This window comes from Sphingomonas sp. R-74633 (genome assembly GCF_013416555.1).
In the GTDB taxonomy this organism is placed as follows: domain Bacteria; phylum Pseudomonadota; class Alphaproteobacteria; order Sphingomonadales; family Sphingomonadaceae; genus Sphingomonas.
The window spans coordinates 510,473-535,617 of sequence record NZ_JACCFG010000001.1; the positions used below are offsets into that span (position 1 = coordinate 510,473).

General features: G+C 67.0%; 26 protein-coding genes and 1 tRNA gene. 16 read left to right on the forward strand and 11 right to left on the reverse strand.

What is annotated here, in order from left to right:
• Positions 1–285 precede the first annotated feature (285 nt).
• Positions 286–951, forward strand: coding sequence for a sensor histidine kinase (locus HZY97_RS02475; protein WP_180140243.1), 666 nt, complete (start codon positions 286–288; stop codon positions 949–951).
• Between the two features lie 177 nt (positions 952–1,128).
• Here HZY97_RS02475 and HZY97_RS02480 read toward each other — a convergent pair.
• The 3 genes from HZY97_RS02480 to moaA all read right to left on the reverse strand — a co-directional run bounded on the left by HZY97_RS02480 (position 1,129) and on the right by moaA (position 3,042).
• Positions 1,129–1,203: transfer RNA gene (locus HZY97_RS02480), tRNA-Asn, on the reverse strand.
• A 73-nt stretch (positions 1,204–1,276) separates the two neighbouring features.
• Entirely contained in the window at positions 1,277–2,047 is a 771-nt protein-coding gene (locus HZY97_RS02485; protein WP_180140244.1) for an NAD kinase, read from the reverse strand.
• Positions 2,044–3,042, reverse strand: a complete 999-nt coding sequence (gene moaA, locus HZY97_RS02490; RefSeq protein WP_257214849.1) for a GTP 3',8-cyclase MoaA — start codon at positions 3,040–3,042, stop codon at positions 2,044–2,046. The genes HZY97_RS02485 and moaA overlap by 4 nt, the downstream gene beginning before the upstream one ends.
• 59 nt (positions 3,043–3,101) lie before the next feature.
• Between moaA and HZY97_RS02495 the strand changes: the two genes are divergently transcribed.
• Positions 3,102–5,093 (forward strand): bifunctional diguanylate cyclase/phosphodiesterase, encoded by a 1,992-nt coding sequence (locus HZY97_RS02495; RefSeq protein ID WP_180140246.1) that lies wholly within the window; start codon positions 3,102–3,104, stop codon positions 5,091–5,093.
• Positions 5,090–5,473, forward strand: coding sequence for a hypothetical protein (locus HZY97_RS02500; protein ID WP_180140247.1), 384 nt, complete (start codon positions 5,090–5,092; stop codon positions 5,471–5,473). Before HZY97_RS02495 ends, HZY97_RS02500 begins: the two co-directional genes overlap by 4 nt.
• A gap of 6 nt (positions 5,474–5,479) precedes the next feature.
• Here the strand turns inward: HZY97_RS02500 and HZY97_RS02505 are convergent, their stop codons facing one another.
• The 3 genes from HZY97_RS02505 to HZY97_RS02515 all read right to left on the reverse strand — a co-directional run bounded on the left by HZY97_RS02505 (position 5,480) and on the right by HZY97_RS02515 (position 10,052).
• The gene (locus HZY97_RS02505; protein WP_180140248.1) at positions 5,480–5,989 is read right to left on the reverse strand and encodes a GAF domain-containing protein; all 510 of its coding nucleotides are present in this window, start codon (positions 5,987–5,989) and stop codon (positions 5,480–5,482) included.
• A gap of 334 nt (positions 5,990–6,323) precedes the next feature.
• Positions 6,324–9,779 (reverse strand): transcription-repair coupling factor, encoded by a 3,456-nt coding sequence (mfd, locus tag HZY97_RS02510; protein ID WP_180140249.1) that lies wholly within the window; start codon positions 9,777–9,779, stop codon positions 6,324–6,326.
• A 6-nt stretch (positions 9,780–9,785) separates the two neighbouring features.
• A complete protein-coding gene (locus HZY97_RS02515) occupies positions 9,786–10,052 on the reverse strand; it encodes a succinate dehydrogenase assembly factor 2 (protein WP_180140250.1) in 267 nt (88 codons plus the stop codon).
• 183 nt (positions 10,053–10,235) lie between these two features.
• Between HZY97_RS02515 and HZY97_RS02520 the strand changes: the two genes are divergently transcribed.
• From HZY97_RS02520 to arsH, 6 genes are all read left to right on the forward strand, one after another.
• Positions 10,236–10,445: a hypothetical protein gene (locus tag HZY97_RS02520; RefSeq protein ID WP_180140252.1), complete on the forward strand. Its 210-nt coding sequence runs from the start codon at positions 10,236–10,238 to the stop codon at positions 10,443–10,445.
• A gap of 52 nt (positions 10,446–10,497) precedes the next feature.
• A complete protein-coding gene (recG, locus tag HZY97_RS02525; RefSeq protein WP_180140254.1) occupies positions 10,498–12,555 on the forward strand; it encodes an ATP-dependent DNA helicase RecG in 2,058 nt (685 codons plus the stop codon).
• 119 nt (positions 12,556–12,674) lie between these two features.
• Entirely contained in the window at positions 12,675–13,007 is a 333-nt protein-coding gene (locus tag HZY97_RS02530) for a helix-turn-helix transcriptional regulator (protein ID WP_180140257.1), read from the forward strand.
• A gap of 11 nt (positions 13,008–13,018) precedes the next feature.
• The gene (gene arsC / locus HZY97_RS02535) at positions 13,019–13,450 is read left to right on the forward strand and encodes an arsenate reductase (glutaredoxin) (RefSeq protein ID WP_180141605.1); all 432 of its coding nucleotides are present in this window, start codon (positions 13,019–13,021) and stop codon (positions 13,448–13,450) included.
• Positions 13,447–14,115, forward strand: a complete 669-nt coding sequence (locus HZY97_RS02540) for an MIP/aquaporin family protein (RefSeq protein WP_180140259.1) — start codon at positions 13,447–13,449, stop codon at positions 14,113–14,115. The genes arsC and HZY97_RS02540 overlap by 4 nt, the downstream gene beginning before the upstream one ends.
• Positions 14,112–14,855 (forward strand): arsenical resistance protein ArsH, encoded by a 744-nt coding sequence (arsH, locus tag HZY97_RS02545; protein ID WP_180140261.1) that lies wholly within the window; start codon positions 14,112–14,114, stop codon positions 14,853–14,855. The genes HZY97_RS02540 and arsH overlap by 4 nt, the downstream gene beginning before the upstream one ends.
• A gap of 33 nt (positions 14,856–14,888) precedes the next feature.
• Here arsH and HZY97_RS02550 read toward each other — a convergent pair whose 3' ends face one another.
• Positions 14,889–15,209 carry a PilZ domain-containing protein gene (locus HZY97_RS02550; RefSeq protein WP_180140264.1) on the reverse strand — a complete coding sequence of 107 codons (321 nt, stop codon included), beginning with the start codon at positions 15,207–15,209 and terminating at the stop codon, positions 14,889–14,891.
• Positions 15,210–15,314: 105 nt separating this feature from the next.
• Positions 15,315–16,541, reverse strand: coding sequence for a tyrosine--tRNA ligase (tyrS, locus tag HZY97_RS02555; RefSeq protein ID WP_180140266.1), 1,227 nt, complete (start codon positions 16,539–16,541; stop codon positions 15,315–15,317).
• Between the two features lie 101 nt (positions 16,542–16,642).
• Here tyrS and HZY97_RS02560 point away from each other — a divergent pair, with 101 nt between their 5' ends.
• Positions 16,643–17,476 carry a sterol desaturase family protein gene (locus HZY97_RS02560; protein WP_180140268.1) on the forward strand — a complete coding sequence of 278 codons (834 nt, stop codon included), beginning with the start codon at positions 16,643–16,645 and terminating at the stop codon, positions 17,474–17,476.
• A 3-nt stretch (positions 17,477–17,479) separates the two neighbouring features.
• Here the strand turns inward: HZY97_RS02560 and HZY97_RS02565 are convergent, their stop codons facing one another.
• Positions 17,480–17,839 (reverse strand): helix-turn-helix transcriptional regulator, encoded by a 360-nt coding sequence (locus tag HZY97_RS02565; RefSeq protein WP_180140269.1) that lies wholly within the window; start codon positions 17,837–17,839, stop codon positions 17,480–17,482.
• Between the two features lie 105 nt (positions 17,840–17,944).
• Here HZY97_RS02565 and HZY97_RS02570 point away from each other — a divergent pair, with 105 nt between their 5' ends.
• Positions 17,945–18,691 carry a glucose 1-dehydrogenase gene (locus HZY97_RS02570; protein ID WP_180140271.1) on the forward strand — a complete coding sequence of 249 codons (747 nt, stop codon included), beginning with the start codon at positions 17,945–17,947 and terminating at the stop codon, positions 18,689–18,691.
• A 52-nt stretch (positions 18,692–18,743) separates the two neighbouring features.
• Positions 18,744–19,244 (forward strand): DOMON-like domain-containing protein, encoded by a 501-nt coding sequence (locus HZY97_RS02575; RefSeq protein WP_373684270.1) that lies wholly within the window; start codon positions 18,744–18,746, stop codon positions 19,242–19,244.
• On the opposite strand, the gene HZY97_RS02580 is transcribed toward HZY97_RS02575, so the two are convergent.
• Entirely contained in the window at positions 19,241–19,747 is a 507-nt protein-coding gene (locus tag HZY97_RS02580; protein ID WP_180140273.1) for a DUF4126 family protein, read from the reverse strand. The genes HZY97_RS02575 and HZY97_RS02580 overlap by 4 nt on opposite strands.
• Before the next feature lie 94 nt (positions 19,748–19,841).
• On the opposite strand from HZY97_RS02580, the gene HZY97_RS02585 reads away from it, so the two are divergent.
• The 4 genes from HZY97_RS02585 to HZY97_RS02600 are packed head-to-tail and all read left to right on the forward strand — an operon-like array spanning position 19,842 to position 24,770.
• The gene (locus HZY97_RS02585) at positions 19,842–21,038 is read left to right on the forward strand and encodes an exo-beta-N-acetylmuramidase NamZ domain-containing protein (RefSeq protein ID WP_180140275.1); all 1,197 of its coding nucleotides are present in this window, start codon (positions 19,842–19,844) and stop codon (positions 21,036–21,038) included.
• Positions 21,039–21,063: 25 nt separating this feature from the next.
• On the forward strand, positions 21,064–22,239 hold the full coding sequence (locus HZY97_RS02590) for a hypothetical protein (RefSeq protein WP_180140277.1): 1,176 nt from the start codon (positions 21,064–21,066) through the stop codon (positions 22,237–22,239).
• A 36-nt stretch (positions 22,240–22,275) separates the two neighbouring features.
• The gene (locus tag HZY97_RS02595; protein ID WP_180140279.1) at positions 22,276–23,376 is read left to right on the forward strand and encodes a DUF2336 domain-containing protein; all 1,101 of its coding nucleotides are present in this window, start codon (positions 22,276–22,278) and stop codon (positions 23,374–23,376) included.
• A complete protein-coding gene (locus tag HZY97_RS02600) occupies positions 23,373–24,770 on the forward strand; it encodes an ATP-binding protein (RefSeq protein ID WP_373684271.1) in 1,398 nt (465 codons plus the stop codon). The genes HZY97_RS02595 and HZY97_RS02600 overlap by 4 nt, the downstream gene beginning before the upstream one ends.
• A 52-nt stretch (positions 24,771–24,822) precedes the next feature.
• Here HZY97_RS02600 and HZY97_RS02605 read toward each other — a convergent pair whose 3' ends face one another.
• Positions 24,823–25,089, reverse strand: a complete 267-nt coding sequence (locus tag HZY97_RS02605) for a hypothetical protein (protein ID WP_180140281.1) — start codon at positions 25,087–25,089, stop codon at positions 24,823–24,825.
• Between the last annotated feature and the right edge of the window lie 56 nt (positions 25,090–25,145).

A 25,145-nucleotide genomic window follows, 5' to 3' on the forward strand; every position in this document is an offset into this window, starting at 1 on the left:
GCAGGTTGACGCCAACTGCCAAGTAGATGGCGTGAATTGCAAAGCAGTTTCATCGCACTATCCCTAAGGGACCCTTGCGACACCGGTTTCCCAGGGCAGGGAAACTGGGGCACGGAGATTAAACTAATGGGGTTCGAGGGCGTTTCGGCTGCCAGGCGTAGCGGACAGGGAAGTGGGCAGCCGCTGTCGGACGTGCATGATTCGGCATCGCTGCCGGCAAGTGATTCGTTTCCGGCGGAAATTTGCGCCCCCCGCGATCCGGATGCGCGTGCACGGCTAACGGCGATGAGCGCGATGGCGGCCGCGATGGCGCACGAACTCAGCCAGCCGCTCACGGCCGCTAGCAATTATATGCAGGGCTGCGCTGCGGTGTTGCGCCAGCGCATCCATGGGCTGGAGCAGTTGCTTGGCTTCATCGAGGACGCCGCCGCCCAGACTGCCCGTGCATCGGATATCGTGCTGCGCATGCGCGCGTTCGTGAAGACCGGCCGGATCGAAGCGCGTCCCGAGTGCTTGAACGAGATGCTCGATGCGGTCAGCGCCCGCTTGTCGTGCCTGAGCAATGTCGAAGTGGTTCGCGCATTTCAGCCCGGATCGACCTGTGTGCTGGGCGACCGCATCCAGATCGAGATGGTGCTGTCGAACCTGCTGCTCAACGCGGCCCAGGCGATGTGGGAAAGCGATGTGCGCCGGATCGAAATTTCCAGCTGGGCCGAGGGCGATCGCGTCCGTATCCGCGTCGCCGATACCGGCCCCGGCGTGGCCGCTGAGATTCGCGAGCATCTGTTCGAGCCGATGGTGAGCACCAAGGTGGACGGCACCGGCCTGGGCCTCGCGATCTCGCAGACGATCGTCGATGCGCATGACGGCACGCTGACCATCGAGCCTTCCGAGCCCGGCGAAGGCGCGGTGTTCGTCCTCGCGCTGCCGCGGGGACAGGAGTTCTTCTAAAAACTTGCCCCCCCTGAGCGGTCCGTTCCCCCCGGACCCTCGAAGCCCCGCCCGACCCCCCTCGGGCGGGGCTTTTTCGTTCGGGATGTTGGAGATCGGGCCGGCGCGCTCGAGAGGCGCGCGCGACAAAGGCCGCGGCGCCACTTCAAAAAATCTAACGATTTCAGTTTGTTTTGGTGGCTCCCTGAGTAGGATTCGAACCTACGGCCGCTCGATTAACAGTCGAGAGCTCTACCGCTGAGCTATCAGGGATCACCATCTTTCCGCTGGGCAAAGCCGCGGCGGAGGCGGCCCTATGCAGCGGCTTTTTCAGAATTGCAAGGGGTCAGGCGACGAATTGTTCCATCGTAATCCGATCGTCCAAAGCGTGCTCCGGATCGAACAGCAAGGTGAGGTCGCGGTGATGGTCGATCTCGATCTCGACCCGAGCGACATCGCGCACTTCGCGCTGATCGGCGACGGCGCTCACCGGCCGCTTGTCAGCCTCCAGCACGCGAATCGCGATGCGCGCCTTGTCCGGAAGAATCGCCCCGCGCCAGCGCCGGGGGCGGAAGGGGCTGATCGGCGTCATCGCCAGCATGCCTGAGCCCAGCGGCAGGATCGGCCCCTGGACGGACAGGTTGTACGCCGTCGAACCGGCGGGCGTCGCGATCAGCATGCCGTCGCACACCAGCTCGGGCAGCACCACGCGGTCGTTGACGGTGACTTCGAGCTTCGCGGTCTGGCGGGTCTCGCGCAGGAACGAAACTTCGTTGATCGCGGGCAGCTCGAAACGTTCGCCGACGGCGTTGACTGCGTTCATCTTGAGTGGGCTCACCTTGAACGGCTTGACCCGGGCAAGCCGCTCGTCGAGCCCCTCGCGCCGCCAGTCGTTCATCAGGAAGCCGATCGTGCCGAGATTCATCCCGAACACCGGGATGTTGCGGCGATATTCGAGCAGCATGTGCAGCGTCTGGAGCATATGCCCATCGCCGCCCAGGGCGACGATCATCTCCGCCTGCTCGACAGGCACCCAGTCATACGCCGCGAGAAGCTCGTCGGCGGCGATCTGGGCAGGTTCGGTGGGCGAGGCGACGAGCGCGCGCAGCTGGCTCATCCGCCGGTGACACTCATATGGCGACGCGTGGCCGGGGCCGCGCCGGCGGCGATGCGGAAGTCGTGACGCGCGGGCTTTATCGCCAGCGCGCCGTCGATTGCCTGGTCGAGGCCGGCGGGCCCGGTGGCGCGCAGCGCCGCCTTCAGGTCTACGCCCTCCTCATGGCCGAGGCACATATAGAGCTTTCCATCGGTAGCGAGGCGGACGCGGTTGCAGCCGTCGCAGAAATTGGCGCTGAGCGGGGTGATCAGGCCTAGCCGGGTGGCGGTGCCCGCGACGCGCCAATAGCGCGCGGGGCCGCCGGTGCGGTGGGTGTCGGGAATCAGGTCGAAGCGCGTCTTGAGATCGGCGAGCACGCCGGTGAGCGGGAGGAAGCGATCTTCGCGATTCTCGTCCACATCGCCGAGGGGCATTGTCTCGATCAGGGTGAGGTCCATCCCCAGTTCGGCCGCCCAGGCCAGCATCGGGGCGATCTCGGCTTCATTGAGATCCTTCAGCGCGACCATGTTGAGCTTCACTGCGAGCCCGGCCTCCTGTGCGGCGGCGATGCCGGCCAGCACCTTGGTAACATCGCCGTGGCGGGTGATGTGGCGGAAGGTCTCGGGATCGCGGCTGTCGAGGCTGACATTGACCCGGCGCACGCCCGCCTCGCGCAGTGCCGCGGCATGCTCGGCCAGGCGGGTGCCGTTGGTGGTGAGGGTGACTTCGTCCAGCCCCTCGCCCAGATGACGTGCCACGCGGCGGACGAGGTCCATCGTGTCGCTGCGCACCAGCGGCTCGCCGCCGGTGAGGCGGATCTTGCGGACCCCGCGCGCGATGAAGCGATCGGCGATCAGCGCGAGTTCGTCGAGGCTCAGCAGCGCGTCGCGCGGCAGGAAGCGCATCTGCTCCGACATGCAGTAGCGGCAGCGCAGGTCGCAGCGATCCGTCACCGATATCCGCAGATAATGGATCGTACGGCCATGGGCGTCGATCAGGGCGGGCGCGGCTGCCATGTGCGACGGGTTACGCATGATGATAGCGGTGGGCAAGCGTTCGCGTTATCGAGGGCGGAATGTCTGAAGATTTCACTGTCATCGAAACCACCAACGCGGCCCACGCAGATGCGGCCCCGGTGTTCGTTCTCAGCTTTCGCCAGCGCGACGAAGTCGCGGCCGCGGCGGCGGGAGGCGGCTGGCGCGTGGTCGCGGCGCGGCGGCCCGATGCGCTCGAGCGGCGCTTCCTGGCCAGCGGTGCCGCGGTTGCGGTGATCGATGCGCGCGGCGCATTGTCGGAGGGGCTCGACGCCGCCAAGATACTGGGCCCGACGATCGAGGGCCACGGCGCGGCGATGCTGATCCTCGTCTCGCAGAGCGACACGGTGCACATGCGCCACTTCTTCGATGCTGGCGCCACGCATTTCCTGTCGAGCCCGATGTCCTCGGCCGCGATGGCGCACGCGATCCGCTTCGCCCAGCGCCATGTCGAACGGATGGCCGGATGGAACGGGCAGGAGAAGGGGCCGCCAGAGCCGCTCGGCTGGCGCTTCGATCCGGCGATGCGATCGCTGCAGCTCACGCCCGCGCTGGCCGGCCTGCTTGGCCTGCCCGAGGCGCCCGGCACCCGCGGCTTCTTCGCCAAGCTCGACCTCGCCGATCGCCCGCTGGCACGCAGCGCGCTCAAGCGGCTGAACGCCGAAACGCCGTCCACGGCCTTTGCGCACGACCTGGCCGGCGTGGGGCGCGTGGTGCAGCATTTGCAATATGACGCGCAGACAAACCGGCTGCATGCGCTGGTCGAGGCGCTGGGCGTGGCACCCGACGCCAATGCCGCGGTGCGCGATGCGCTCACCGGCGCGCGCGATGGGCCCAGCGCGCGGCGCTGGATCGACCGGCGGCTGGCGGAGGGAGGCGCGATCGGGCTCGTGCTGATCGGCCTCACGCGCTTCGAGACGGTGAACACCGCCTATGGCCGGACCACCGGGGACGAACTGCTGCGCAGCGTCTCGCGCCGCGTGGGCGAAGTGGCGCGCGAGATGCTGGGCAAAGGCGCCATCGTCGCGCGGATCGGCGGATCGGAATTCCTGGTCGCCAGCGACGACGCCGATGCGGCGAAGATCGCCTCTGCCGCAGCGCGGCTGGACGACGTGCTGGCGCGGCCCTTTGTGGCGGGCGGCGACATTGCCCCGCTCGGCGCGCGGCTGGTGACGGGCGCAAGCCAGGCGGGCGACAATGCCGCCACGCTGCTGCGCCGGGCGAGCGAAGCGCTGCTCGGCGACGTGCCGCTGGAAAGGGGGGCGCCGCCGGTCGATGTGCTGGTCGACAGCCTGCACCGCGCGCTGGAGCGCGGCGAGATCGGCGTGCTGTTCCAGCCCCAGGTCGCGATTGCGAGCGGACAGATTGTCGGCGTCGAGGCGCTGGCGCGCTGGAACCACCCCGAATTCGGCGAACTGGGTGCCGAGACTTTGTTCGCCACCGCCGAGCGCGCCGGGCTCGACGCGACGCTTTCGGATCATGTGCAGCGGCGCGCGCTGGCGGCGGCGGCCAATTGGCCGATGTCGCTCGCCAAGCTGCGGCTCTCGATCAACGTCACCGCTTCCGATGTGGCGCGGCCGGGCTTTGTCGACGCGCTGCTCGGGCGGATCGACGCGAGCAACTTCCCGCGCAACCGGCTGACGGTGGAACTCACCGAGAGCGGCATCATGTCGGACCTCGGCGAGGCGGCGCGGCTGCTCACCATGTTGCGCGCCGCCGGATGCCGCGTTGCGATCGACGATTTCGGCACCGGCTATTCGAGCCTCGCCTATCTGAAGGCGCTGCCGCTCGACTATCTGAAGATCGACAAGAAGCTTTCGCAGGACATCACCGGGTCGCACCGCGACCGGGTGGTGGTGCGCGGCGTGATCGACATGGCGCGCTCGCTCGGGCTGGCCGTGGTTGCCGAAGGCGTGGAGACGCCCGAGCAGCTCGATCTGCTCGCCAAGGAAGGCTGCCAATATTTCCAGGGCTTCCTCTGCTCCGCACCGGTGGACGTGCCTGCGCTTGCCCATATGGTTGCCCGCGCATGAGCGATCCGCGCGAGATGAGCGGCGTCTGGTATGGCCGCTATGTCAGCAACTTTGGTAACCAGGACAATGGCTTCATCGCCGTGCTGGAAGAAGCGGGCGGCGTGTTCTCCGGCAGCATCAGCGAGCCGGACGGGCAGGGTGGCGTGCGCCGGGCCACCGTAGCAGGGCGGCGAAGCGGCGCGCGCATCCAGTTCGTGAAGCAATATCACGGCCGTTGGAACCATGCCGTGTTCTATGAGGGCAGCGTCGACGATCAGGGCACCGCCGTGAGCGGCAACTGGAAGCTTGAGCACGTGGTTGGCGGCTTCGACATGCAGCGCGAGAAATTCTCGGTCGAAGAGCTTGAGGAAGAGATTGAGGAAGGCCTGGAACTCCGCTGAGCGGAGTCAGGCCGGGTCGGCGCCACGGCCCTCGGTGACGCGGCCCAACGTGACGCCGGCATAGCGCGCCAGGCTGGCGAGCAGGGCCGAGGTGCCGGGATCGATCGGGCCGGCCGCGCTCCAATAGGCGCCCATCGCCATGCTGGGGCCCATCAGCCCGATCGGATACATCGCCATGCTGCGCACGAAGGTGGGTTCATAGGCGTCGACCGGCACGCGCGGATCGTCGTAAATGTCCGGGATGTGGATCGGGCGTGCTTCGAGAATGGCGAGGCCCGAGATGCAATTCTCGATCGGAAAATCCGAGCCCGCCCAGAGCGGCTGCAGCGCGTCCTCGGCGATATAGGCCACGCGGTCGCCCTGGCGGCGGATCACGGTGATCCCGTCGGCGCCGGAGATCGTACGAGCGCACCGGCGCAGAATGTCGACGATCTCGTCGATCGAGCCTGCGCGGGAAAGACGCGCCATCGCTTCGGTCAACAGCCGGCGCTGTTCGAAACTGTCCGGCTCGGCCAAGCGTCGCTCCTCGCGCGCGGACCCGCCACGGGTCTCGCCAATCTCAACAACATCCGTCACGGCTAGATACGCAGCCTTACTCTTGTCATTTCAACGCGAAACATCGCCAGAACGGGTCAGCCCGGAACGTGGAACGACGCGACGACTCAAGCCTGCTCGCGCTCGTAGGAGCACGGCAGACATGGTCTTCACGCGACCGGCAATGTTTCAGCGAATATCCTGAGCGCAGTTGCAGTTCGCGCAACTACGCAAAAATACCGGTGCGCCCGTTAACGTGGCCGGCGGCGCCACCCGGGCGCCCCAAGTGCCGGAGTCGCCGCCCGAAGGCGACGCATCATCCGGCTGCCTTGGCGAGCCCGCGCGAGATCTGGAGCGCGGCGTTCAACCTCGCCTGGGGAGTGGCCCAGGCGCGCGTGACGACCAGCTTCATGTCGGGGCGCAGCCTTGCCGTGCCCTCCAGCTTGTCGACATAGGCCAGCAGCCCCGCGACATTGGGGAACTTGTCGTCGTGGAAGGTAATGAGCGCGCCCTTGGGGCCGACATCGAGCTTGGCGATGCAGGCGGTCTTGGCATTGAGCTTGGCCTCGATCAGCGTGATCAAATTCTCGGTCGCCTCGGGCAGCTTGCCGAACCGGTCGATCAGCTCGGCGGCAAAGGCCTCGATGCCGCCGCGATCCTCGACGTCGTTGAGGCGGCGATACAGGCCCATGCGCAGGTCGAGATCGGGGACATAGTCCTCGGGGATCATGATCGGCGCATCGACAGTGATCTGCGGGCTCAGGTCGCGCGGGCGCTCGTCGCGGAGACCACCGGCCTTGGCGTCCATGATCGCCTCTTCAAGCATCGACTGGTAGAGTTCGTAGCCGACTTCCTTGATGTGGCCGGACTGCTCGTCGCCGAGCAGATTGCCCGCGCCGCGGATGTCGAGATCGTGGCTGGCGAGCTGGAAGCCGGCACCCAGGCTCTCCAGATCGGAGAGAACCTTGAGCCGCTTGTCCGCCGCTTCGGTCATCAGCCGTTCGGGCGGCGTGGTAAGATAGGCATAAGCGCGCGTCTTGGCGCGCCCGACGCGGCCACGCAGCTGATAGAGCTGGGCAAGGCCGAACTTGTCGGCGCGGTTGATGATCAGCGTGTTGGCGCTGGGGATGTCGATGCCGCTCTCGATGATCGTCGTCGAGACGAGCAGATCATATTTCCGGTCATAGAAGGCGGACATCCGCTCCTCGACCTCGGTCGGCGCCATCTGGCCGTGCGCGACGACATAGGTGATCTCGGGCACGTCGCTGCGCAGGAATGCCTCGATATCGGGCAGGTCCGAGATGCGCGGGGTGACGAAATAGGCCTGGCCGCCGCGATAATGTTCGCGCAGCAGCGCCTCGCGCAGCACGACCGGGTCCCAGGGCATGACATAGGTGCGCACCGCGAGGCGATCGACTGGCGGGGTCTGGATCACGCTCAGCTCGCGTAGGCCTGACATTGCCATCTGCAGCGTACGCGGGATCGGGGTGGCGGTGAGGGTGAGGACGTGGACGTCCGCCTTCATCGCCTTCAGCCGTTCCTTGTGCGTCACGCCGAAGCGCTGCTCCTCGTCGACGATGACGAGGCCGAGCCGCTTGAACTCGACGCCCTTGGCAAGGACCGCGTGCGTGCCGACGACGATGTCGATCGTGCCGTCCGCAGCGCCGTCCTTGGTTGCCTTCATCTCGGTGGTGCCGACCAGGCGCGACAGGCGGCCGACCTTGATCGGGAAGCCCTCGAAACGCTGGGTGAAGTTGTTGAAGTGCTGGCGGGCGAGCAACGTGGTCGGGCAGACCACTGCCACCTGCATACCCGCCATCGCGGCAACGAAGGCGGCGCGCAGCGCGACCTCGGTCTTGCCGAAGCCGACATCGCCGACGATCAGCCGGTCCATCGGACGGCCGGCGGCGAGGTCTTCGAGGACGTCGGAGATTGCGCGGTCCTGGTCGTCGGTTTCCTCATAGGGGAAGCGATCGACAAAGGCGGGATAGCCGCCGGCATCGGGCTCGGCGATTTCGGCGGGGCGAGTGGCGCGCTTGGCCGCAGTGGCGATGAGCTCGCCCGCGATCTCACGGATCCGCTCCTTCATCTTCGACTTGCGGCGCTGCCACGCCTCGCCGCCGAGCCGGTCGAGCGTCGCGCCCTCTTCGCCCGCGCCGTAGCGGCTCAGGACCTCGAGATTCTCGACCGGGACATAGAGCTTGTCGCCGCCGGCATAGCTGAGCGCCACACAGTCGTGCGGCGCCTTCTGCACCGGGATCTGGGTGAGCCCCTCATAGCGGCCGATGCCGTGATCGACGTGCACGACCAGATCGCCGGGCGAGAGCGTCGCCAGCTCGTTGAGGAAGGCGTCGGTCGACTTGCGGCGCTTGGCACGGCGGACCAGGCGGTCGCCGAGCATGTCCTGCTCGGTGAGCACCGCGACGTCGGGTGCGGAGAAGCCGTGATCGAGCGGCAGCACGATCATCGCGACGGCGCTGTCGGCGATGCCCATCGCCTCGTGCCAGCTCTCGGCCTTGCGCGCGGTCTTGAGGCCGTGATCGGCGAGCAGGCCGGTCAGGCGCTCGCGGGCGCCGTTCGAATAGCTGGCGAGGATCGGCTTCTTGCGCGCCTTGCGCAGCTTGGCGATGTGCTCGACCACCGCCTCATAGACATTGGTGTTCGCCGCACGCTCGGGAGCGAAATCGCGCGGGCCGTCGACGTTGAAGTCGAGGACGGTGGCGCTTTCGGGCTCGTGGAAGGGCGTGGCGGTGTGCGCGGGCCAGTCGGCGACGCGCTGCGCCCATTCGCCGGCGGTCAGGTAGAGCGCGTCGGCAGCGAGCGGGCGATAGCTGCCGGGGTCGGCCGACTGGGCGCGGACGCGGTTGGACTGATAGTCCGCGATCGCTTCGAACCGTGCCTCGGCGGCGCCGGCATCGCCCGCGTCGCGGATCAGGATCGCATCGTCGGGGAGATGCTCGAACAGCGTTTCAAGGCGCTCCTCGAACAGCGGCAGCCAATGCTCCATGCCGGCGAGGCGGCGGCCGTCGCTGATCGCCTGGTAGAGCGGGTCGCCGGTGGCGGTGGCGCCGAACTTCTCGCGGTACCGGGTGCGGAAGCGCTTGACCGAATCCTCGTCGAGCAGCGCTTCGGAGGCGGGGAGGAGGGTAAAGCCGTCGATCCGGCCGGTGGTGCGCTGGTCGGCGGGGTCGAAGGTGCGGACGCTCTCGATCTCGTCGCCGAAAAAGTCGAGGCGCAGCGCCTGTTCGGCACCGCTCGGGAAGAGATCGACCAGCCCGCCGCGCACCGCGAACTCGCCGGAGTCGTTCACCGTATCGACGCGGACATAGCCATTGGCCTGGAGCAGCACCGCGAGCTTGTCGAGGCCGATCCGCTCGCCGGGGGCGAGGCGGGCGACGAGCTGGCGGATGCGGAACGGCGTGAGCGTGCGCTGGGTGACGGCGTTGACCGTGGTGACGATCAGCCGCGGCTTGTTCGAGCCCGTCTGGAGCGCGTGGAGCGTCGCCAGCCGCTCGGCCATGACGCGCAGCGTGGGGCTGGCGCGGTCATAGGGAAGGCAGTCCCAGGCCGGAAAGCTCAGGACCTCAAGCTCGGGCGCGAAATAGGGCGCGGTGCCCGCCACGGCGCGCATCGCTGCCTCGTCGGGCGCGACGAACACGGTTATCCGCCCGGTGCGCGCCAGATCGGCCAGCATCCAGGGAAGGAAGCCGGTTGGTGCGCCCGAAAGGGTGAGCGGCTTTTGGGCGGAGAGGATCGTCTTGAGGTCGGGCATTCAGGCTCAGCTGGAAATCGGCACGTAGTTCAGTGCCTTGAGGGCAGTCATCACGGTCCCGGCATAGCGTTCCGGCACCAGCGCGGTTCCCATCGCCCAGGCCATGATGTCGACGTCCTGCTCCTCGAGCAGTTCCTCGAACAGGTCCATCTCGGCATCGCTCCAGCCGGCGCCATGCTTGTCGAAGAAGCCGCCGATCAGCAGATCGGCTTCCTTGACGCCGCGGTGCCAGGCGCGGAAGCGCAGGCGCTTGAGACGGATTTCGCGGTCCATGCGGGTCCTCAACGGCAAACGGCCGGCAGCGCGAAAATGCGCGGTCGGCGAGGGGGAATATCTGGCCTCCAGATAGGTCGCCGGCGCCGGGAAAGCCAGTCCACAACTTAATCGCGCGAATCCGCCTGCCGCGCGGGGGATCTTGCTATGATGGGAAACAGTCTGCGTAGAGGTCTGCCAAATATGCGTTTCGTGATGCTCAAATCGATCAATGGCGACCCGCTTCTGGTGAACATCGCCGAAGTGCGCACCGTCGCGACGATCAACATGGCCGGCGACGATGTCGGTGTACTCTCCTTCGACGGCGCGCATGAAGTGGTGGTCGGCTCGACCGTGCCCGAAGTGCTCGCGGCGATCGAGGCTTCGGGCCAGCGGATCGCGGCCGTCGCCTGATCCTGCGCGCGCCCCCTAGCGGCGCGCCAACGCAGTGGTTACGTCGGGCCCGATGCGGCCCGATGTCCTCAACCCACTTTTCGCCGAAGTCACTGCACTCAAGGGCATCGGCGCGGCGCTGGCCAAGCCGCTCGAGAGGCTTGGCCTTGCGCGGGTGGTCGATGTCGCCTTCCACCTGCCCACCGGCTTTATCGACCGGATCCCGCGCGACGAGCTGATGGCATCGGACGTCGGCCGCGTCATCGCGATCGAACTCACCGCCGCCAATTACCGCTTCGGCAGCAGCCCGCGCTCGCCCGCCCGGGTTCAGGCGGTGGACACCCACGGCAATTTCGTCAGTCTCGTCTTCTTCGGCGGCAATTCGGGCTGGGCGAAGAAGCTGCTCCCCCTCAATGAGAAGCGCTGGGTCTCCGGCCGGCTCGACCAGTACGGCCAGGAGCTGCAGATCGTGCACCCCGAGGTAGCCGTGCCCGAAGAGGCTGATGGCGGCGGGCGCGAGGCGGTCTATCCCTGTTCCGAAGGCATCACGTCCAAGCGGATCGCGGCGATGGCCGCGCAGGCGCTCGAGCGCGCGCCCGACCTTCCCGAATGGATCGAGCCGAGCCTGAAGGACCGGCACCAATGGCCCGGCTGGAAGGACGCACTCGCGCGCATTCATGCCGACCCCGCCGACGCCAAGGCGCGCGAGCGGCTGGCCTATGACGAGGTCTTCGCCAACCAGCTCGCGCTGATGCTGGTGCGCGGCGAGGCGCGGGCCAAGCGCGGGCGCTCGCTCCAGGGCGACGGACGGCTGCGCGACAGGCTCCGGCTCCCCTATACCCCCACCGGCGCGCAATCGCGGACGATCGGCGAGATCGAAGGCGATATGGCGCAGAGCCAGCCGATGCTCCGCCTGCTCCAGGGCGATGTCGGCGCGGGCAAGACTTTGGTGGCGACGATGGCGCTGCTGATCGCCGCCGAGGCCGGGGCACAGGGCGCGATGCTGGCACCGACCGAGATCCTGGCGCGCCAGCATTACGAGAACCTCTCTCGCCTGCTTGCCGGGCTCGACGTGCGAATCGCGATCCTGACCGGGCGCGACAAGGGCAAGGCGCGCGAGGCGACGCTGATGGGGCTCGCCGCGGGCGAGATCGACATACTGGTCGGCACCCATGCGATCTTCCAGCAGGGCGTGACCTATCGCGACCTCGGGCTGGTGGTGGTCGATGAGCAGCATCGCTTCGGCGTCGCCGAGCGGCTGATGCTCCAGGCCAAGGCGCAGGTGCCGCCGCACCTCCTCGTGATGACCGCTACCCCGATCCCGCGCACGCTGCAGCTCGCTTCGCACGGCGAGATGGACGTGAGCCGGCTCGACGAGATGCCGCCGGGCCGCCAGCCGATCCAGACCACGGTGATCTCCGAGGACAAGCTTGACGCGGTGATCGCGGGGCTGGGCCGGCATCTGGACGCGGGCAAGCAGGCCTATTGGGTGTGCCCGCTGGTTGAGGAGAGCGAGAAGACCGACCTAGCCGCCGCCGAGCATCGTGCGGCGGTGCTCAAGGCGCTGTTCGGCGACAAGGTCGGGCTGGTCCATGGTCGGATGAAGGGGCCGGAAAAGGACGCGGTGATGGCGCGCTTTTCGAGCGGCGAGCTGGGCGTGCTGGTCGCGACCACGGTGATCGAAGTCGGCGTCGATGTGCCCAATGCCACGCTGATCGTGATCGAGGCCGCCGATCGCTTCGGTCTCGCCCAGCTCCACCAGCTGCGCGGCCGCGTCGGGCGGGGCGGGGGGCAATCGCACTGCATCCTGCTGCGCGGCGACAAGCTCAGCGAGACCTCGCGGGCGCGCCTCGCCCTGATGCGCGACACCACCGACGGGTTTTTGATCGCCGAGCGCGACCTCGAACTGCGCGGGGCAGGCGAAATCCTGGGCACGCGGCAATCGGGGGAACAGACGTTCCGGCTGGCGACGCCCGAGAGCCTGGCGACGCTGATCGCGGCGGCGAACGGGGATGCGCGGCTGCTCGAGGATCAGGATCGGTCGTTGCAATCGCCAAGAGGGCAGGCGGCGCGGGTGGCGCTGTACCTGTTTGAGCGGGATGCGGCGGTTAGTTTGCTTAGGGCGGGGTAGGCGCCGCTCGTTCCGAAGGCGAGCGATCGGGAAGAGGCCGCATTGGCTGGTTTGGTCAAATGCATCGGGAAAATCCGATGCTTATTGCATCCTGAAAAACCATCGGCTATTTCCGATGCATGGAAACCGATACTGCGTTGGCGGTGCTTGCCGCGCTCTCACACCCGACCCGGCTCGATGCCTTTCGGCTGCTCGTTCGGCATGAACCGGACGGCCTGTCGACGGGCGCGCTGGTGGAAGCGAGCGGGCTGAGCCAGAGTACCTTCTCCACCCACCTTGCCGTCCTAGCCAAGGCTGGCCTCGTGGTTTCCGAGAAGCGTGGCCGACAGCAAATCCAGCGTGCCGGCATCGACTCGCTGCGGGCGCTGATGACGTTCCTTGCCAAGGACTGCTGCCAGGGGCGCGCGGAACTTTGCGAGCCGCTGCTCGCCGAACTTACCCCCTGCTGCTGAAGGGCTGCGCCGTGACTGATGTCATTATCTACCATAACCCGGACTGCGGCACTTCGCGAAATGTGTTGGCGCTAATCCGCAATTCGGGCGTCGAGCCGCATATCGTCGAATATCTCAAGACGCCGCCGGCCCGCGCGCTTCTGGCCGAGGTGATCGATCGCGCGGGGATGACACCCCGCGATCTGCTGCGCGAGAAGGGCACGCCGTTTGCTGAACTCGGTTTGGCGGACGCGGCGCTCTCCGACGACGCGCTTCTCGATGCCATGATGGCGCATCCGATCCTGATCAATCGGCCGCTGGTGGTCACGCCCCTGGGCGTGAAGCTCTGTCGCCCTTCGGAAGCCGTGCTCGATATCCTGCCCGACGCCCAGAAGGCTGCCTTCGTGAAGGAAGATGGCGAACAGGTCATCGATGCCGCCGGCAACCGCATCCGGCCGGCGTGAAGCGCCGGGCCGTCCTTGCCGAGGCGCTGGGCAGTTCGATGCTGTTCTCAACCGTGATCGGTTCCGGCATCATGGCCGAACGGCTTGCCGGCGGTAACGTCGCCATCGCGCTGCTCGGCAATACGCTCGCGACCGGGGCCATTCTCTTCGTACTCGTCACCATGCTCGCACCGGTATCGGGTGCACATATGAACCCCGCCGTCACGCTGGTCATGCGTCTACGTGGCCAGATCGGCACCGACATGGCGATCGCCTATGTTGTCGCCCAGGTGCTTGGCGGCATCTGCGGCGTCTGGCTCGCGCATCTTATGTTCGACGTGCCGGTGTTCCAGCTATCGGCAAAGATACGCATCGGCCCGGGGCAATGGATTGCCGAGCTAGTCGCCACCTTTGGGCTGTTGCTGACGATCATCGGGACAGTGAAAACAAGACCTGAAAGCGTCGCGGCGAGCGTCGCTCTCTACATCGCCGCGGCCTACTGGTTCACCGCGTCCACGAGCTTCGCGAACCCCGCCATCACGATTGCGCGCTCCCTGAGCGACAGCTTCGCCGGCATCGCTCCATCCTGCGTGCCCGCTTTCATCGCGAGCCAGCTCGTCGGTGCGGTGACTGCCCATGTGGTCGCGGATGCGATCTTCACCGAACCCTCCGCGGAGTCGCTATGAGCCGCCTTCGAATCCTGATCGACGCTGAACATCTGCCGGCCCTCGATCCCGCCTTCGCGATCCGGCGTCCCGCTCTCGGCATCGGCGAGGACCAGCCAGCGCCCCGTATTCTGCTGCTTTACGGCTCGCTGCGGGAGCGCTCCTTCTCGCGCCTTGCGGTCGAGGAAGCGGCCCGGATACTCCAATTCTTTGGCGCGGAGACGCGCATCTTCGATCCGTCGGATCTTCCGCTGCCCGATCAGGTCGCTGGCGACGACCATCCGGCCGTTCACGAATTGCGGGCGCTGTCGCTATGGTCGGAGGGGCAGGTCTGGTGCAGCCCGGAGCGGCACGGCGCGATTTCGGGGGTCATGAAGGCGCAGGTCGACCATCTTCCGCTGGAGATGCGCGGCATGCGCCCCACCCAGGGGCGGACGCTCGCCGTCATGCAGGTGTCGGGCGGGTCCCAGTCGTTCAACGCAGTCAACATGCTGCGGCTTCTTGGGCGCTGGATGCGGATGTTTACGATCCCGAACCAGTCGTCGGTCGCCATGGCCTACAGGGAATTCGACGAGGCCGGCCGGATGAGGCCGTCGAGCTATTATGATCGCATTGTCGATGTGATGGAGGAACTGGTGCGGATCACCGTCCTGATGCGACCGCATGCCGGCCGGCTCGTCGATCGTTATTCCGAGCGGAAGGCGGCGGGCGCTCTCGTTCAGGCGGTAGATCATTCGGCGGTGGCGATCGGTCGCGGTTAGCCTGATCCGAGAGTTTGCGTTCGGAAACGCTGTCTACTTCGCCTTCACCATCGTCGAGATCAGCTCGTAATAGCTGGCGAGATCGATAGCATGCTCGAACTGACAGCCGAGGCGGCCGCCGAGCGACCAGCGGACTTCCGCCACCACCGTGCCGGCATGCGGCAGCGCGACGCGGATGCGGTCGCCGGGTTCAAAGGGATCGTCGCAGCGCGCCATCAGGCCATGCGCCGAGATGTTGACGATGATGAAATTGAGCTGCTTTGCGTCCGGGCCGAACGCGCGCGCGCGGTAATGGACGTCTTCACGCCCTTCCCGCCGGGGATCCGAATAAGCCAGGCTCGGTCCAAAACTCACGCATGCCTCACAAACGCTTGAGGTATGTATGCGGTGATAACGCTACCGCCTGAATCCTGTTGCAACGAAGCTGCTTAACATCGAATTATCAGACCACCCGGAATGTTACGCAGGAACGAGCAGCCCGTGCTTCTTCTTGCCGAAGCTGAGCTTCACCTGGCCGGTCACCGAAATCGCCTGGGCGGGATCGCTCACCACCTGGTCGTCCACCCGGATCGCGCCTTCTGCGACCTTGCGGCGCGCCTCGCCCTTGGAGGGGCAGAGGCCCAGCGCGACCAGCGCATCGGCCACGGTGATGCTGCCGCCCTCGACCGTGTAGGTCGGCAGCGAGCCGCCGGCAGAACCTTCCTCGAACACCTTGCGCGCGGTCTCGGCGGCTTCCTCGGCGGCGGCACGGCCGCGGCACATCGCAGTGGCCTCGTTGGCGAGGATCTTCTTGGCCTCGTTGATCTCGGCGCCCTCGAGCTTTTCGAGGCGGGCGATCTCGTCGAGCGGCATATCGGTGAACAGGCGCAGGAAGCGGCCGACGTCGCGATCGTCGGTGTTGCGCCAGAACTGCCAGTAATCGAAGTGCGGCAGCTGGCCTTCGTTGAGCCAGACGGCGCCCGACATGGTCTTGCCCATCTTGCCGCCGTCCGCCGTGGTGATCAGCGGGGTGGTGACGCCGTAGACCTCCGTGCCGTCGACGCGGCGCGACAGCTCGATGCCGTTGACGATGTTGCCCCACTGATCCGACCCGCCCATCTGGACGCGGCAGCCGGCGCGGCGCGACAGCTCCAGGAAGTCATAGGCCTGGAGGATCATGTAGTTGAATTCGAGGAACGACAGCGACTGCTCACGATCGAGGCGCAGCTTGACCGAGTCGAAGCTCAGCATCCGGTTGACCGAGAAATGCTGGCCATAGTCGCGCAGGAACGGGAGATATTCGAGCGCGTCGAGCCATTCGGCATTGTCGACCATCACCGCGTCGGTCGGGCCGTCGCCAAAGGTCAGGAAATTCTCGAACACGGTCTTGATCGAGGCGATGTTCGAATTGATCGTATCGACCGTCATCAGCTTGCGTGCCTCGTCCTTGAACGAGGGATCGCCGACCTTGCCGGTGCCGCCGCCCATCAGGACGATCGGCTTGTGGCCGGCCTGCTGCATCCGGCGCAGGAGCATGATCTGGACGAGGCTGCCGACGTGCAGCGACGGCGCGGTCGGGTCGAAGCCGATATAGCCGGGCACGATCTGCTTGCTGGCGAGCGTATCGAGGCCTTCCGGGTCGGTGACCTGGTGGATGTAACCACGCGTGGAGAGCAGGCGGAGCAGATCGGACTTGAATTCGGTCATAGTGCGGGCCGCATAGCGGAGGCGAACGCGCACGTCATCCCCAAGGCGCCAGGGCTTCGGCGTTTACCGACTATTTGGGTTGGTGCGCGAAAAGGGGCGCGATGACGCTTTCCCTGCTCCTGGATGCGCTGCGCCAGTCGTTCGCCGGCTGGCTTTTCGTGCTTGCGGTGCTGACCGTGTTCGAGCTGCTCAACCGGCGCGAGGGCGAGGCGCTGCGCACCCGCATCCATGGCGTGATCTTCTGGCTGATCTCGGTGCCGCTCTGGGCGCTATCGACCGAGATGCTCTACGCCGCCTGGGAGGTGCTCGGGGTGCGGCCGCTGTTCCTGCTGCAGGTGCCCGAGGGGGGCGGGTGGCAGGCGATCGGCATCGGCGTGGGCGCGGCGCTGGTGGGTGCGGTGGCGCACGACTTCTTCTTCTATTGGTGCCACCGTGCGCAGCACCGCTTCCTGTGGCGCTGGCACAAGGTGCATCACTCGGTGCGCCATTTGAACGCCGTGAACTCCTATCACCACATCACCGAGCCGCTGCTCGAGATGCTGCTGATCCAGGCACCGCTGACGCTGCTGATCGGCAATGCCGGGCCGGCGCTGCCGTTCGTGGCGCTGACCTTGTGGCTGCATATCGTATGGATCCATTCGCCTACCCGGGCGACGCTGGGGCCGCTGCGCGTGCTGATGGTCGATAATCGCTTCCACCGTATCCATCACTCGCTGGAAGAGCGGCATTTCGACAAGAATTTCGGCGCCTTCACCACGGTCTGGGACCGGCTGTTCGGCACCTGCCATATGCCCGCAAAGGACGAATGGCCCGATGTCGGGCTGGAGGGTGTCGAGCAATTGGCGGGGGTAGGGGACTGGTTCGCGGCGCCGTGGCGCGAGGGCGAGCCTGTCCCGGCAGAGCCGGCCTCCGGGCGCGACCCGCTGACCGCCTGAGCCCTATGCCTCTTGCGGGGCGGCCGCGCAGGCCATCGCCGCCTTTGCCGCATAGGCATTGAGGATCGCCGCGAGCAGCCCGGGGTAGCGCGCATCCACTTCGGCGCAGCGTGAGGTGTTGCGCATTTCGACGCCCTGGCGCTCGGAATGGATCAGCCCGGCCTCCCGCAACACCTTGAAATGCTGCGATAGCGACGATTTCGGGATCATCCGGTCGCCGATCCTGGCGAAGGCCGAACAGCCCTGGACGCAGCCGGCGCCAGCCAGCTCGGCGAAGATCGCCGCGCGCGCCGGATCGGACAGCGCATGGAGGATCGCCTCTACCGACACGTCTTCGATCGAAGGATGAAACAGGGGGCGCATGATTTTTATCTAGTGCCTCTTGAAGCTTGGTTCAACAGTTCCGAAATCCTGAACTATGGGAATAAGGCGCCATGTCGGCAGTCCGGCCCATGGAGAATTTCAGTCATGTCGAAGCTCGCAGACAAGGTCGCGATCGTTACCGGAGCATCCAAGGGCATCGGCGCCGGCATCGCCAGGGCGCTTGCCGCAGAGGGCGCCGCGGTCGTGGTCAACTATGCGTCGAGCAAGGCCGGCGCGGACGCAGTGGTGAGTGAGATCACCGCGGCCGGCGGCAAGGCGATCGCCGTGCAGGGCGATGTGTCGAAGGCCGAGCAGGCCCAGGGCCTGGTCGATGCGGCGATCGAGGCGTTCGGCCGGCTCGACGTGCTGGTCAATAATTCGGGCATCTACGAGTTCGCCTCGATCGAGGAGACGACCGAGGAACTGTATCGCCGGACCTTCGACGTGAACGTGCTCGGCGTGCTGCTCACCACCCAGGCTGCTGCGAAGCATCTCGGCGAGGGCGCGAGCATCATCAACATCTCGTCGGCGGTGACGAGCCTCTTCTCGCCCAATTCGGCGGTCTATACCGGTACCAAGGGCGCGGTGGACGCGATCACCGGCGTGCTGGCCAATGAGCTTGGCCCGCGCAAGATCCGCGTCAACGCGATCAATCCGGGTGTCGTCGAGACCGAGGGCACGCACAGCGCAGGCTTTGTCGGCTCCGAGTTCTTCGACGCAGTGATCGGGCAGACCCCGCTGGGCCGCGTGGGCTATCCGGACGACATCGCGTCGATCGCGGTCTTCCTGGCGTCGGACGATGCCCGCTGGCTCACCGGCGAGAAGCTCACCGCCAGCGGCGGGCTTCGCTAAGCGAGGGGGCGGGGGATTTGGCATCGCGCCATCCGACGCTTAGGCTGGTGCCGTGAAGCTGATCCCCCATCCCGCATCGCCCCCGGTCGCCGTTTCTGCCGTCGAAGTGGAAGCTGCGATCGTGCGCGGAAAGAGCGTGCTGATCTATCGGGTGACAGGCGGGCCGGTCTCGATCCCGCCCACCACGGCTCCCGCCCGCACCGATGGGCTATGGCAGACGACCTGCTTCGAACTGTTCATCAAGCCGGTGGGGGGCGAGGGCTATTTCGAGTTCAACTTCTCGCCCTCGACGGCCTGGGCGGCCTATCGCTTCGACGGGTACCGCGAGGGGATGGCCGACCAGTCGCTCGATGCGCCGCGGATCGAGCCGGTCGAGGACGGGATTCTCGTGAGAGTCGACCTTGGCGGGCTGCCGGAGGGCGACTGGCACGCCGCGATCACCGCCGTGATCGAGGAGACGAACGGCACCAAATCCTATTGGTCGATCGCCCATCCCGCAGAGAAACCCGACTTCCACGCCGCCGCCAATTTCGCGCTCGAACTGGTGGGCTAGGCCAGCGCGGTGTGCCCGGGGCTGGCGGGCGTGGTGAAATGCGTCAGTTCCTCGGGGAAGGTCGCCAGCGCGGCGGCGAGCGCGGCCGAGACGGTGAGCGCGTCCTCGACTAGTCCTGTAGAGATCTGGTGTTCGCCGTTCATCGCGCGCATCCGCGCAGTGTAGGTGAGATAGGAGGCGACCGCCGCCGTCCCCGCAGCGATTGCTCCGGCGGCGAACCGGTGCTTGCGCGGTGCCATCGCCATGCCGGCAAAGGCCGCGTTCCAGCTGCGGATGATCACCGCGGGTGTGATGATGCGATCGGGCGCGGTCTTCTGCTTGTCGCCGACCAGCTCATAGGCGGCGAGCGCGGTGGTTCCGAGCGAGATGATCGGATGCGCCAGGAAGCGCGGCGCGCCATTGTCGGCGGGCAGCTTGCCGGTGCGCGCGGCATTGGCGACGACGGCGAGCGGCGTCATCGCGCGGGCGCCGGCGGCGAGGCCCATCAGGACGGATCGGATCATGCATGCGTTCCCTTGTGGTTTCGCAGGCTCAACCGACAAAGGCGCACGACGATCCGGCTTGCGTCGCACGCCGCTTGCCCGCATCCAGCGGCACATGAAATTCGGTATCGACCGGCTGCTCGCCGACCCTGAGCTTCGTCGTCCTCTTGAAGGCAAGCGCGTCGCGTTGCTCGCGCATCCCGCCTCGGTCACGGCGGACCTGACGCATTCGCTCGACGCACTCGTGGCGACCGGACTCAACGTCTCGGCGGTGTTCGGCCCGCAACACGGCGTGCGCGGCGACCTGCAGGACAATATGATGGAGTCGCCGGACTATACCGATCCCACCTACGGGATGCCGGTGTTCAGCCTCTATGGCGAAGTCCGCCGCCCGACCGGCCAGTCGATGGGGACGTTCGATACGATCCTGATCGACCTGCAGGATGTCGGCTGCCGCATCTACACTTTCGTGACGACGCTGCTCTACATCCTCGAAGCCGCCGCGGAGCATGGCAAGAGCGTGTGGGTGCTCGATCGGCCCAATCCCGCCGGGCGCCCGGTCGAGGGCACGACTTTGCTGCCCGGCTGGGAAAGCTTCGTCGGCGCCGGCCCGATGCCGATGCGCCATGGCATGACGCTGGGCGAAATGGGGCATTGGTTCATCGAGCAGTTCAAGCTGAACGTCGACTATCGTGTGATCGCGATGGAAGGCTGGCAGCCCGATGCCGCACCCGGCTTCGGCTGGCCCGCTGAGCGCCCCTGGATCAATCCGAGCCCCAATGCCGCCAACGTCAACATGGCGCGCGGCTATGCCGGCACGGTGATGCTGGAGGGCACGCTGCTGTCGGAAGGGCGCGGTACCACGCGCCCGCTCGAGCTGTTCGGCGCGCCGGACATCGATGCCAAGGCGGTGATCGCCGAGATGCACCGCCTGGCGCCTGCCTGGCTGACCGGCTGCACGCTGCGCGACATCTGGTTCCAGCCGACCTTCCACAAGCATGTCGGCCAGCTCTGCTCGGGCGTGTTCATCCATGCCGAGGGGCCGGGCTATGACCATGCCGCCTTCAAGCCGTGGCGGGTGCAGGCGCTGGGCTTCAAGGCGATCCGCAAGCTCTATGGCGATTACGACCTGTGGCGCGATTTCCCGTACGAATATGTGTTCGACAAGCTGGCGATCGACGTGATCAACGGCGGTACGGACCTGCGCGAATGGGTGGACGATAGCGCCGCCGAACCTGGTGATCTCGATGCGCGGACCGTGCCGGACGAGGCGGCGTGGGTCGAAGCCCGCGCACCGCATTTGCTGTACTGATCGAAACGGCTTAACGACCCAGACCATGCTCGCGGGGCTCATATTTGCTGTCGAAGAGGCGGAAGGCCGCCCCGGTACGCTGATGGCGACATTGCCGTTCGGCGGGATGACGCTGCTCGAATATCAGGCGCGGCTGCTGTTCGGCGCCGGCGCCGAACAGGTACTCGTCGCGGTCGGCAAGATGACGCCGGCGCTGCTCGCCGCGGTCAACCGCGCCGCCAAGCGGCATCCGCGCATCGAGATCGTCCGCTCGGCCGAGGAAGCCGCCGAGAAGATCACTCCCGGCGCACAGGTGCTGGTGATGGCGGACGGGCTGGTCACCACCGATCCGGTGATGGACAAGATGGCCGCCACCGATGGCGAAGCGCTGCTCGTCACCGATGATCCCACCTCGCCCGCCGCGATCGAGCGGCTCGACATGCGCGACAGCTGGGCCGGCGTCGCCCGCATCACGCTCGCGCAGCTCGGCCAGATCGCGCAGATGCCCGAGGATTATGATTTCCAGTCGGCGCTGTTGCGCGTCGCCGCGCAATCGGGCGCCGAGCATGTGCCGCTTACGGCGGGCCTGCTCCGCAGCGGCCATGCCGTCGAGCGCAGCGTCGAGGGGCTGGCCGCACGCAACACCGGCGTGCTCGCCGCGCTGACCGAACGCCGCACCGACTGGGCGGACCGCTGGGTATTCACCCGCGCCGCGCGGATCGTGCTGCCCGAGCTGGTCGGCCGCAACGTGCCCGGCTGGGTCGTGAGCATTGCCGGCGGCGTGGTCTCCGCGCTCGCGTTGGTCGCTACGGCGATGAGCTGGTTCGGGACGGGCACCGTCATCGCGGTGGTCGGCACCGCGACGCTTGCCACCGGCGCGGCGATGGCGGTGCTGCGCGGCGAGGACAAGCGTGCCGGGCTGCTCGAATGGGCAATCTTCGCGCTGTTCGCGCTGATCGCGATTCTCACCGGCTGGGCCCAGTTCGCCGCTACCGGCAGCTCCACGCCGCCGGTGCTCGCGCTGGTTGCCGCAGCTGCGCAACTGCTCGTCGAGCGCGTGCCCGCCCGGCCGAAGCGCTGGTGGGCGAGCCCCTCCGCGCATCTCCTTGTTCTGGCGCCCTTTGCCATCGCGGGATTCGCCACGATCGGCCTTGCTGCACTTGCGATATATTCCTTCGCGACGCTCGCTGCGGCGGTTGAGGGCACGCGCGAAAAAGCTTAGTCTCGTCTTAAGGACATTTCCGCTAGCTTGAGGTCGATGTCGGATAATCCCGTCGGCACGCGCGATGGCTTTGCCATTGGCGCCCGCGAGCTGCTCGCACGCGCGGCGGCTGCGGAGCTGCGCGCCTATAAGGGGCTGATGGTCGCCGTTGACGATTTCTTCCTGCCCGAAGAGGCACGGCTCGATGAGCATAGCCGCGCGGAGCTCGCCGCGCTGCTGCGGAGCCTTGTCGAGACGGTAGAGGGCGAAATCCGCGAACATGCGGTTCGTTTGCTCACCGGGCGGGGCGAGTCGGCGTTGGTCGTGGCGCTGATCGAACCTGGCGCACCGGTGCTCACGCGTTTGTGGAATTCCGGGCTGCTGCGCGACGGCGAGCTGATGGCCGAACTGGTCGCTCGGGTAGGCCAGGAGATGCTCGGTGCCGCGCTGCCGATGAGCGCGCCGGACGATCCCGAACGGCCCAGCCTGATCAACCGATTCGTCCAGCACCCCGACCGCGTCGTCGCCGCCAGCGCGATGGCGGTGCTGATCGCCGAGAGCCGGCGCAGGACAAGTCCCGATACGGGACAATATCAAAGCGAGCTGCCTGCAGAGCTGCACCACAAGCTGGTGTGGTGGACGGCAGCGGCGCTGCGTGAACGGGTGGCAGAGCCGAACGAGGCGCTCGATCAGGTGCTGTGCGATGCCGCCCAGCGCAGCCTTTCCGCTTATGACGAGGGCGATCGGCTCGAGGCGGCCGCGATGCGTTTTGCCGCGGCGATCGACGCGCAGCCGGGCGAGCTCGCGGGCATGTTCGCCGAGGCGCTGGGTGATCGCCGAATCGTGCTGTTCATCGCGCTGCTCGGCCATGCGCTGGGCGTGCCCTATGCGCTTGCCCGCGACCTGGTGCTCGACCCCGCGAGCGAGCGGTTGTGGCTGGCGCTCCGCGCGCTGGAGATCGGCCGCGAGGGCGTCGCCCAGATCGGCTATGCGCTGAGCGAGGCCGATCCGCGCCGTGACCTCGAGAAGTTCGCCGACACGCTCGATACGATCGCCGCTATCGCCCCGGCGGAAGCGCGCGCCGCGCTGGCGCCGCTCAAGCTCGATCCCGATTATCGCGCTGCCCTGATCGCCCTTGAGCGGGGAGGGGCGAAGTGAACGTCATCGATCCCTCGCTGCCGCTCGCGATCGCGCGGCTCGATTCCGAAGGCCGGCTGCTCGATGCCGAGGCACGGATGTTCGAACTCAACATGCGCGCCGGCGGCATGATCGGCGCGCCGCTCGCGGTGCCGCAGATCGCCACGCTGGCGCGGCTGGCGCAGCGGCTGGGCATCGCCATTTCGCGCAACGTGATCGCCGCGGACGGCGAGGACGACCTGGAGCTCTGGGTCCGCGCCGAGCCCGATCAGGGCGGCGTCCGCCTCGAAGTCAGCGGCTGGCGGCTGCGGCCGGGCTGGCGCGCGCCGGCCAGCGAGCCCGAGCGCGACGGCGACTTCTTCCGTTCCGCCGCCGACTGGCTGTGGGAAACCGACGCATCGCTGCGCATTACCTTCCTCTCGATCGAGGCAGGCGCGCGCTACGGTTTCGACAGCTCGGCGATGCTCGGCCAGCCGCTTACGCGGCTTTTCCGGCTCGAGCAGGATGAGGCCGGCGAACTGCCGATCCTCACCGCCGTTGCCGCCCAGGCGCGGTTCGACGGGCAGAAAGCGGAGCTGCGCGGCACCGGCCGGATGGTTCGCCTTGCCGCCACCCCGCGTACCGATCCTGGCGGGCGCTTCGCCGGCTTTGTCGGCGCGGCGCACATGCTTGACCTGGCGGTGCCTGCTGCGCCCAAGGTGGACGCACCCGTGCCTGCCGCCGAAGTCCCGTTCGGCGGCTTCCCTGATTCGTTCAGCCAGCGGCTCGATCGGGCGCTGCGCGGTCCGCTCGGCAAGATCATCGCCAATGCCGATTCGATCAGCGCGCAGACCGAAGGGCCGCTCAAGCCCGACTATGCCGAATATGCGAGCGACATCGCCAATGCCGGGCGCCATCTGCTCGGGCTGGTCGACGATCTGGTCGATCTCCAGGCGATCGAACGCGACGACTTCGACACCACCGACGAGATGATCGACCTCGCCGATGTCGCCCGTCGCGCTGCTGGACTGCTCGCGGTGCGCGCCGCGCAAGCTGAGGTGCGGATCGACCGGCCGGCGATGGACGAGACCATTCCCGTGCACGGCGAGTTCCGTCGTGCGCTGCAGGTGCTGGTCAATTTGATCGGCAACGCGGTGCGTTATTCGCCGCCGGGCGCGATGGTGTGGATCCGGCTGGAACGCGACGAGGCGCGCGGCCATGTGATCGTCGCCGATCAGGGAAAGGGCATCGCCTCTGCCGATCAGGACAAGATTTTCGAAAAGTTCGGCCGCGTCGACCCGACCGAGCCTGGTGGCTCTGGACTGGGTCTCTACATCGCACGCCGGCTTGCCCGCGCAATGGGCGGCGACCTGGTCGTGGACAGCGCACCGGGGCAGGGCGCACGCTTCGTGTTCAGCCTTCCCATAAGGCAATAGGGCGCCCGCCGGCTCTCGCGGCGGACGCCCTGATGTTGCCCGGTCTCAGGCCTTAGCGGCGATAGCAGACCTGCACGCGGCGATGGTGACGCCACTCGGTGCGGCAATAGCGGCTGCTGCGATGATAGCGGCCACGGTTATAGTAGCGACCACGGTCATAGCGATCATGACGGTCATAGCGGTCGTGATGGCGCCAGTCCTGCGCGGCCGGCGCGATAACGCTGGTGGCAGGGGCAGCTGCGGCAGCAACCGGGGTGGTGGCGCTCGCAACGCCAACGGTGGCCAGTGCGGCCGCGGCAATCAGCTTGGCAAGGTTCATTGTAACTCTCCATTCCTCTCTTCCCGCAGATAGAACGATAGAGAGGCGTTTGAGTC

Excerpts from the sequence above, each read along its gene's own strand:
- HZY97_RS02475 (WP_180140243.1), top strand. The coding sequence starts at position 286 with ATGAGCGCGATGGCGGCCGCGATGGCGCACGAACTCAGCCAGCCGCTC.
- HZY97_RS02485 (WP_180140244.1), bottom strand. The coding sequence starts at position 2,047 with ATGAGCCAGCTGCGCGCGCTCGTCGCCTCGCCCACCGAACCTGCCCAG.
- moaA (WP_257214849.1), bottom strand. The coding sequence starts at position 3,042 with ATGGCAGCCGCGCCCGCCCTGATCGACGCCCATGGCCGTACGATCCAT.
- HZY97_RS02495 (WP_180140246.1), top strand. The coding sequence starts at position 3,102 with ATGTCTGAAGATTTCACTGTCATCGAAACCACCAACGCGGCCCACGCA.
- HZY97_RS02500 (WP_180140247.1), top strand. The coding sequence starts at position 5,090 with ATGAGCGATCCGCGCGAGATGAGCGGCGTCTGGTATGGCCGCTATGTC.
- mfd (WP_180140249.1), bottom strand. The coding sequence starts at position 9,779 with ATGCCCGACCTCAAGACGATCCTCTCCGCCCAAAAGCCGCTCACCCTT.
- HZY97_RS02515 (WP_180140250.1), bottom strand. The coding sequence starts at position 10,052 with ATGGACCGCGAAATCCGTCTCAAGCGCCTGCGCTTCCGCGCCTGGCAC.
- HZY97_RS02520 (WP_180140252.1), top strand. The coding sequence starts at position 10,236 with ATGCGTTTCGTGATGCTCAAATCGATCAATGGCGACCCGCTTCTGGTG.
- recG (WP_180140254.1), top strand. The coding sequence starts at position 10,498 with ATGCGGCCCGATGTCCTCAACCCACTTTTCGCCGAAGTCACTGCACTC.
- HZY97_RS02530 (WP_180140257.1), top strand. The coding sequence starts at position 12,675 with ATGGAAACCGATACTGCGTTGGCGGTGCTTGCCGCGCTCTCACACCCG.
- arsH (WP_180140261.1), top strand. The coding sequence starts at position 14,112 with ATGAGCCGCCTTCGAATCCTGATCGACGCTGAACATCTGCCGGCCCTC.
- tyrS (WP_180140266.1), bottom strand. The coding sequence starts at position 16,541 with ATGACCGAATTCAAGTCCGATCTGCTCCGCCTGCTCTCCACGCGTGGT.
- HZY97_RS02560 (WP_180140268.1), top strand. The coding sequence starts at position 16,643 with ATGACGCTTTCCCTGCTCCTGGATGCGCTGCGCCAGTCGTTCGCCGGC.
- HZY97_RS02565 (WP_180140269.1), bottom strand. The coding sequence starts at position 17,839 with ATGCGCCCCCTGTTTCATCCTTCGATCGAAGACGTGTCGGTAGAGGCG.
- HZY97_RS02570 (WP_180140271.1), top strand. The coding sequence starts at position 17,945 with ATGTCGAAGCTCGCAGACAAGGTCGCGATCGTTACCGGAGCATCCAAG.
- HZY97_RS02580 (WP_180140273.1), bottom strand. The coding sequence starts at position 19,747 with ATGATCCGATCCGTCCTGATGGGCCTCGCCGCCGGCGCCCGCGCGATG.
- HZY97_RS02585 (WP_180140275.1), top strand. The coding sequence starts at position 19,842 with ATGAAATTCGGTATCGACCGGCTGCTCGCCGACCCTGAGCTTCGTCGT.
- HZY97_RS02590 (WP_180140277.1), top strand. The coding sequence starts at position 21,064 with ATGCTCGCGGGGCTCATATTTGCTGTCGAAGAGGCGGAAGGCCGCCCC.
- HZY97_RS02595 (WP_180140279.1), top strand. The coding sequence starts at position 22,276 with ATGTCGGATAATCCCGTCGGCACGCGCGATGGCTTTGCCATTGGCGCC.
- HZY97_RS02605 (WP_180140281.1), bottom strand. The coding sequence starts at position 25,089 with ATGAACCTTGCCAAGCTGATTGCCGCGGCCGCACTGGCCACCGTTGGC.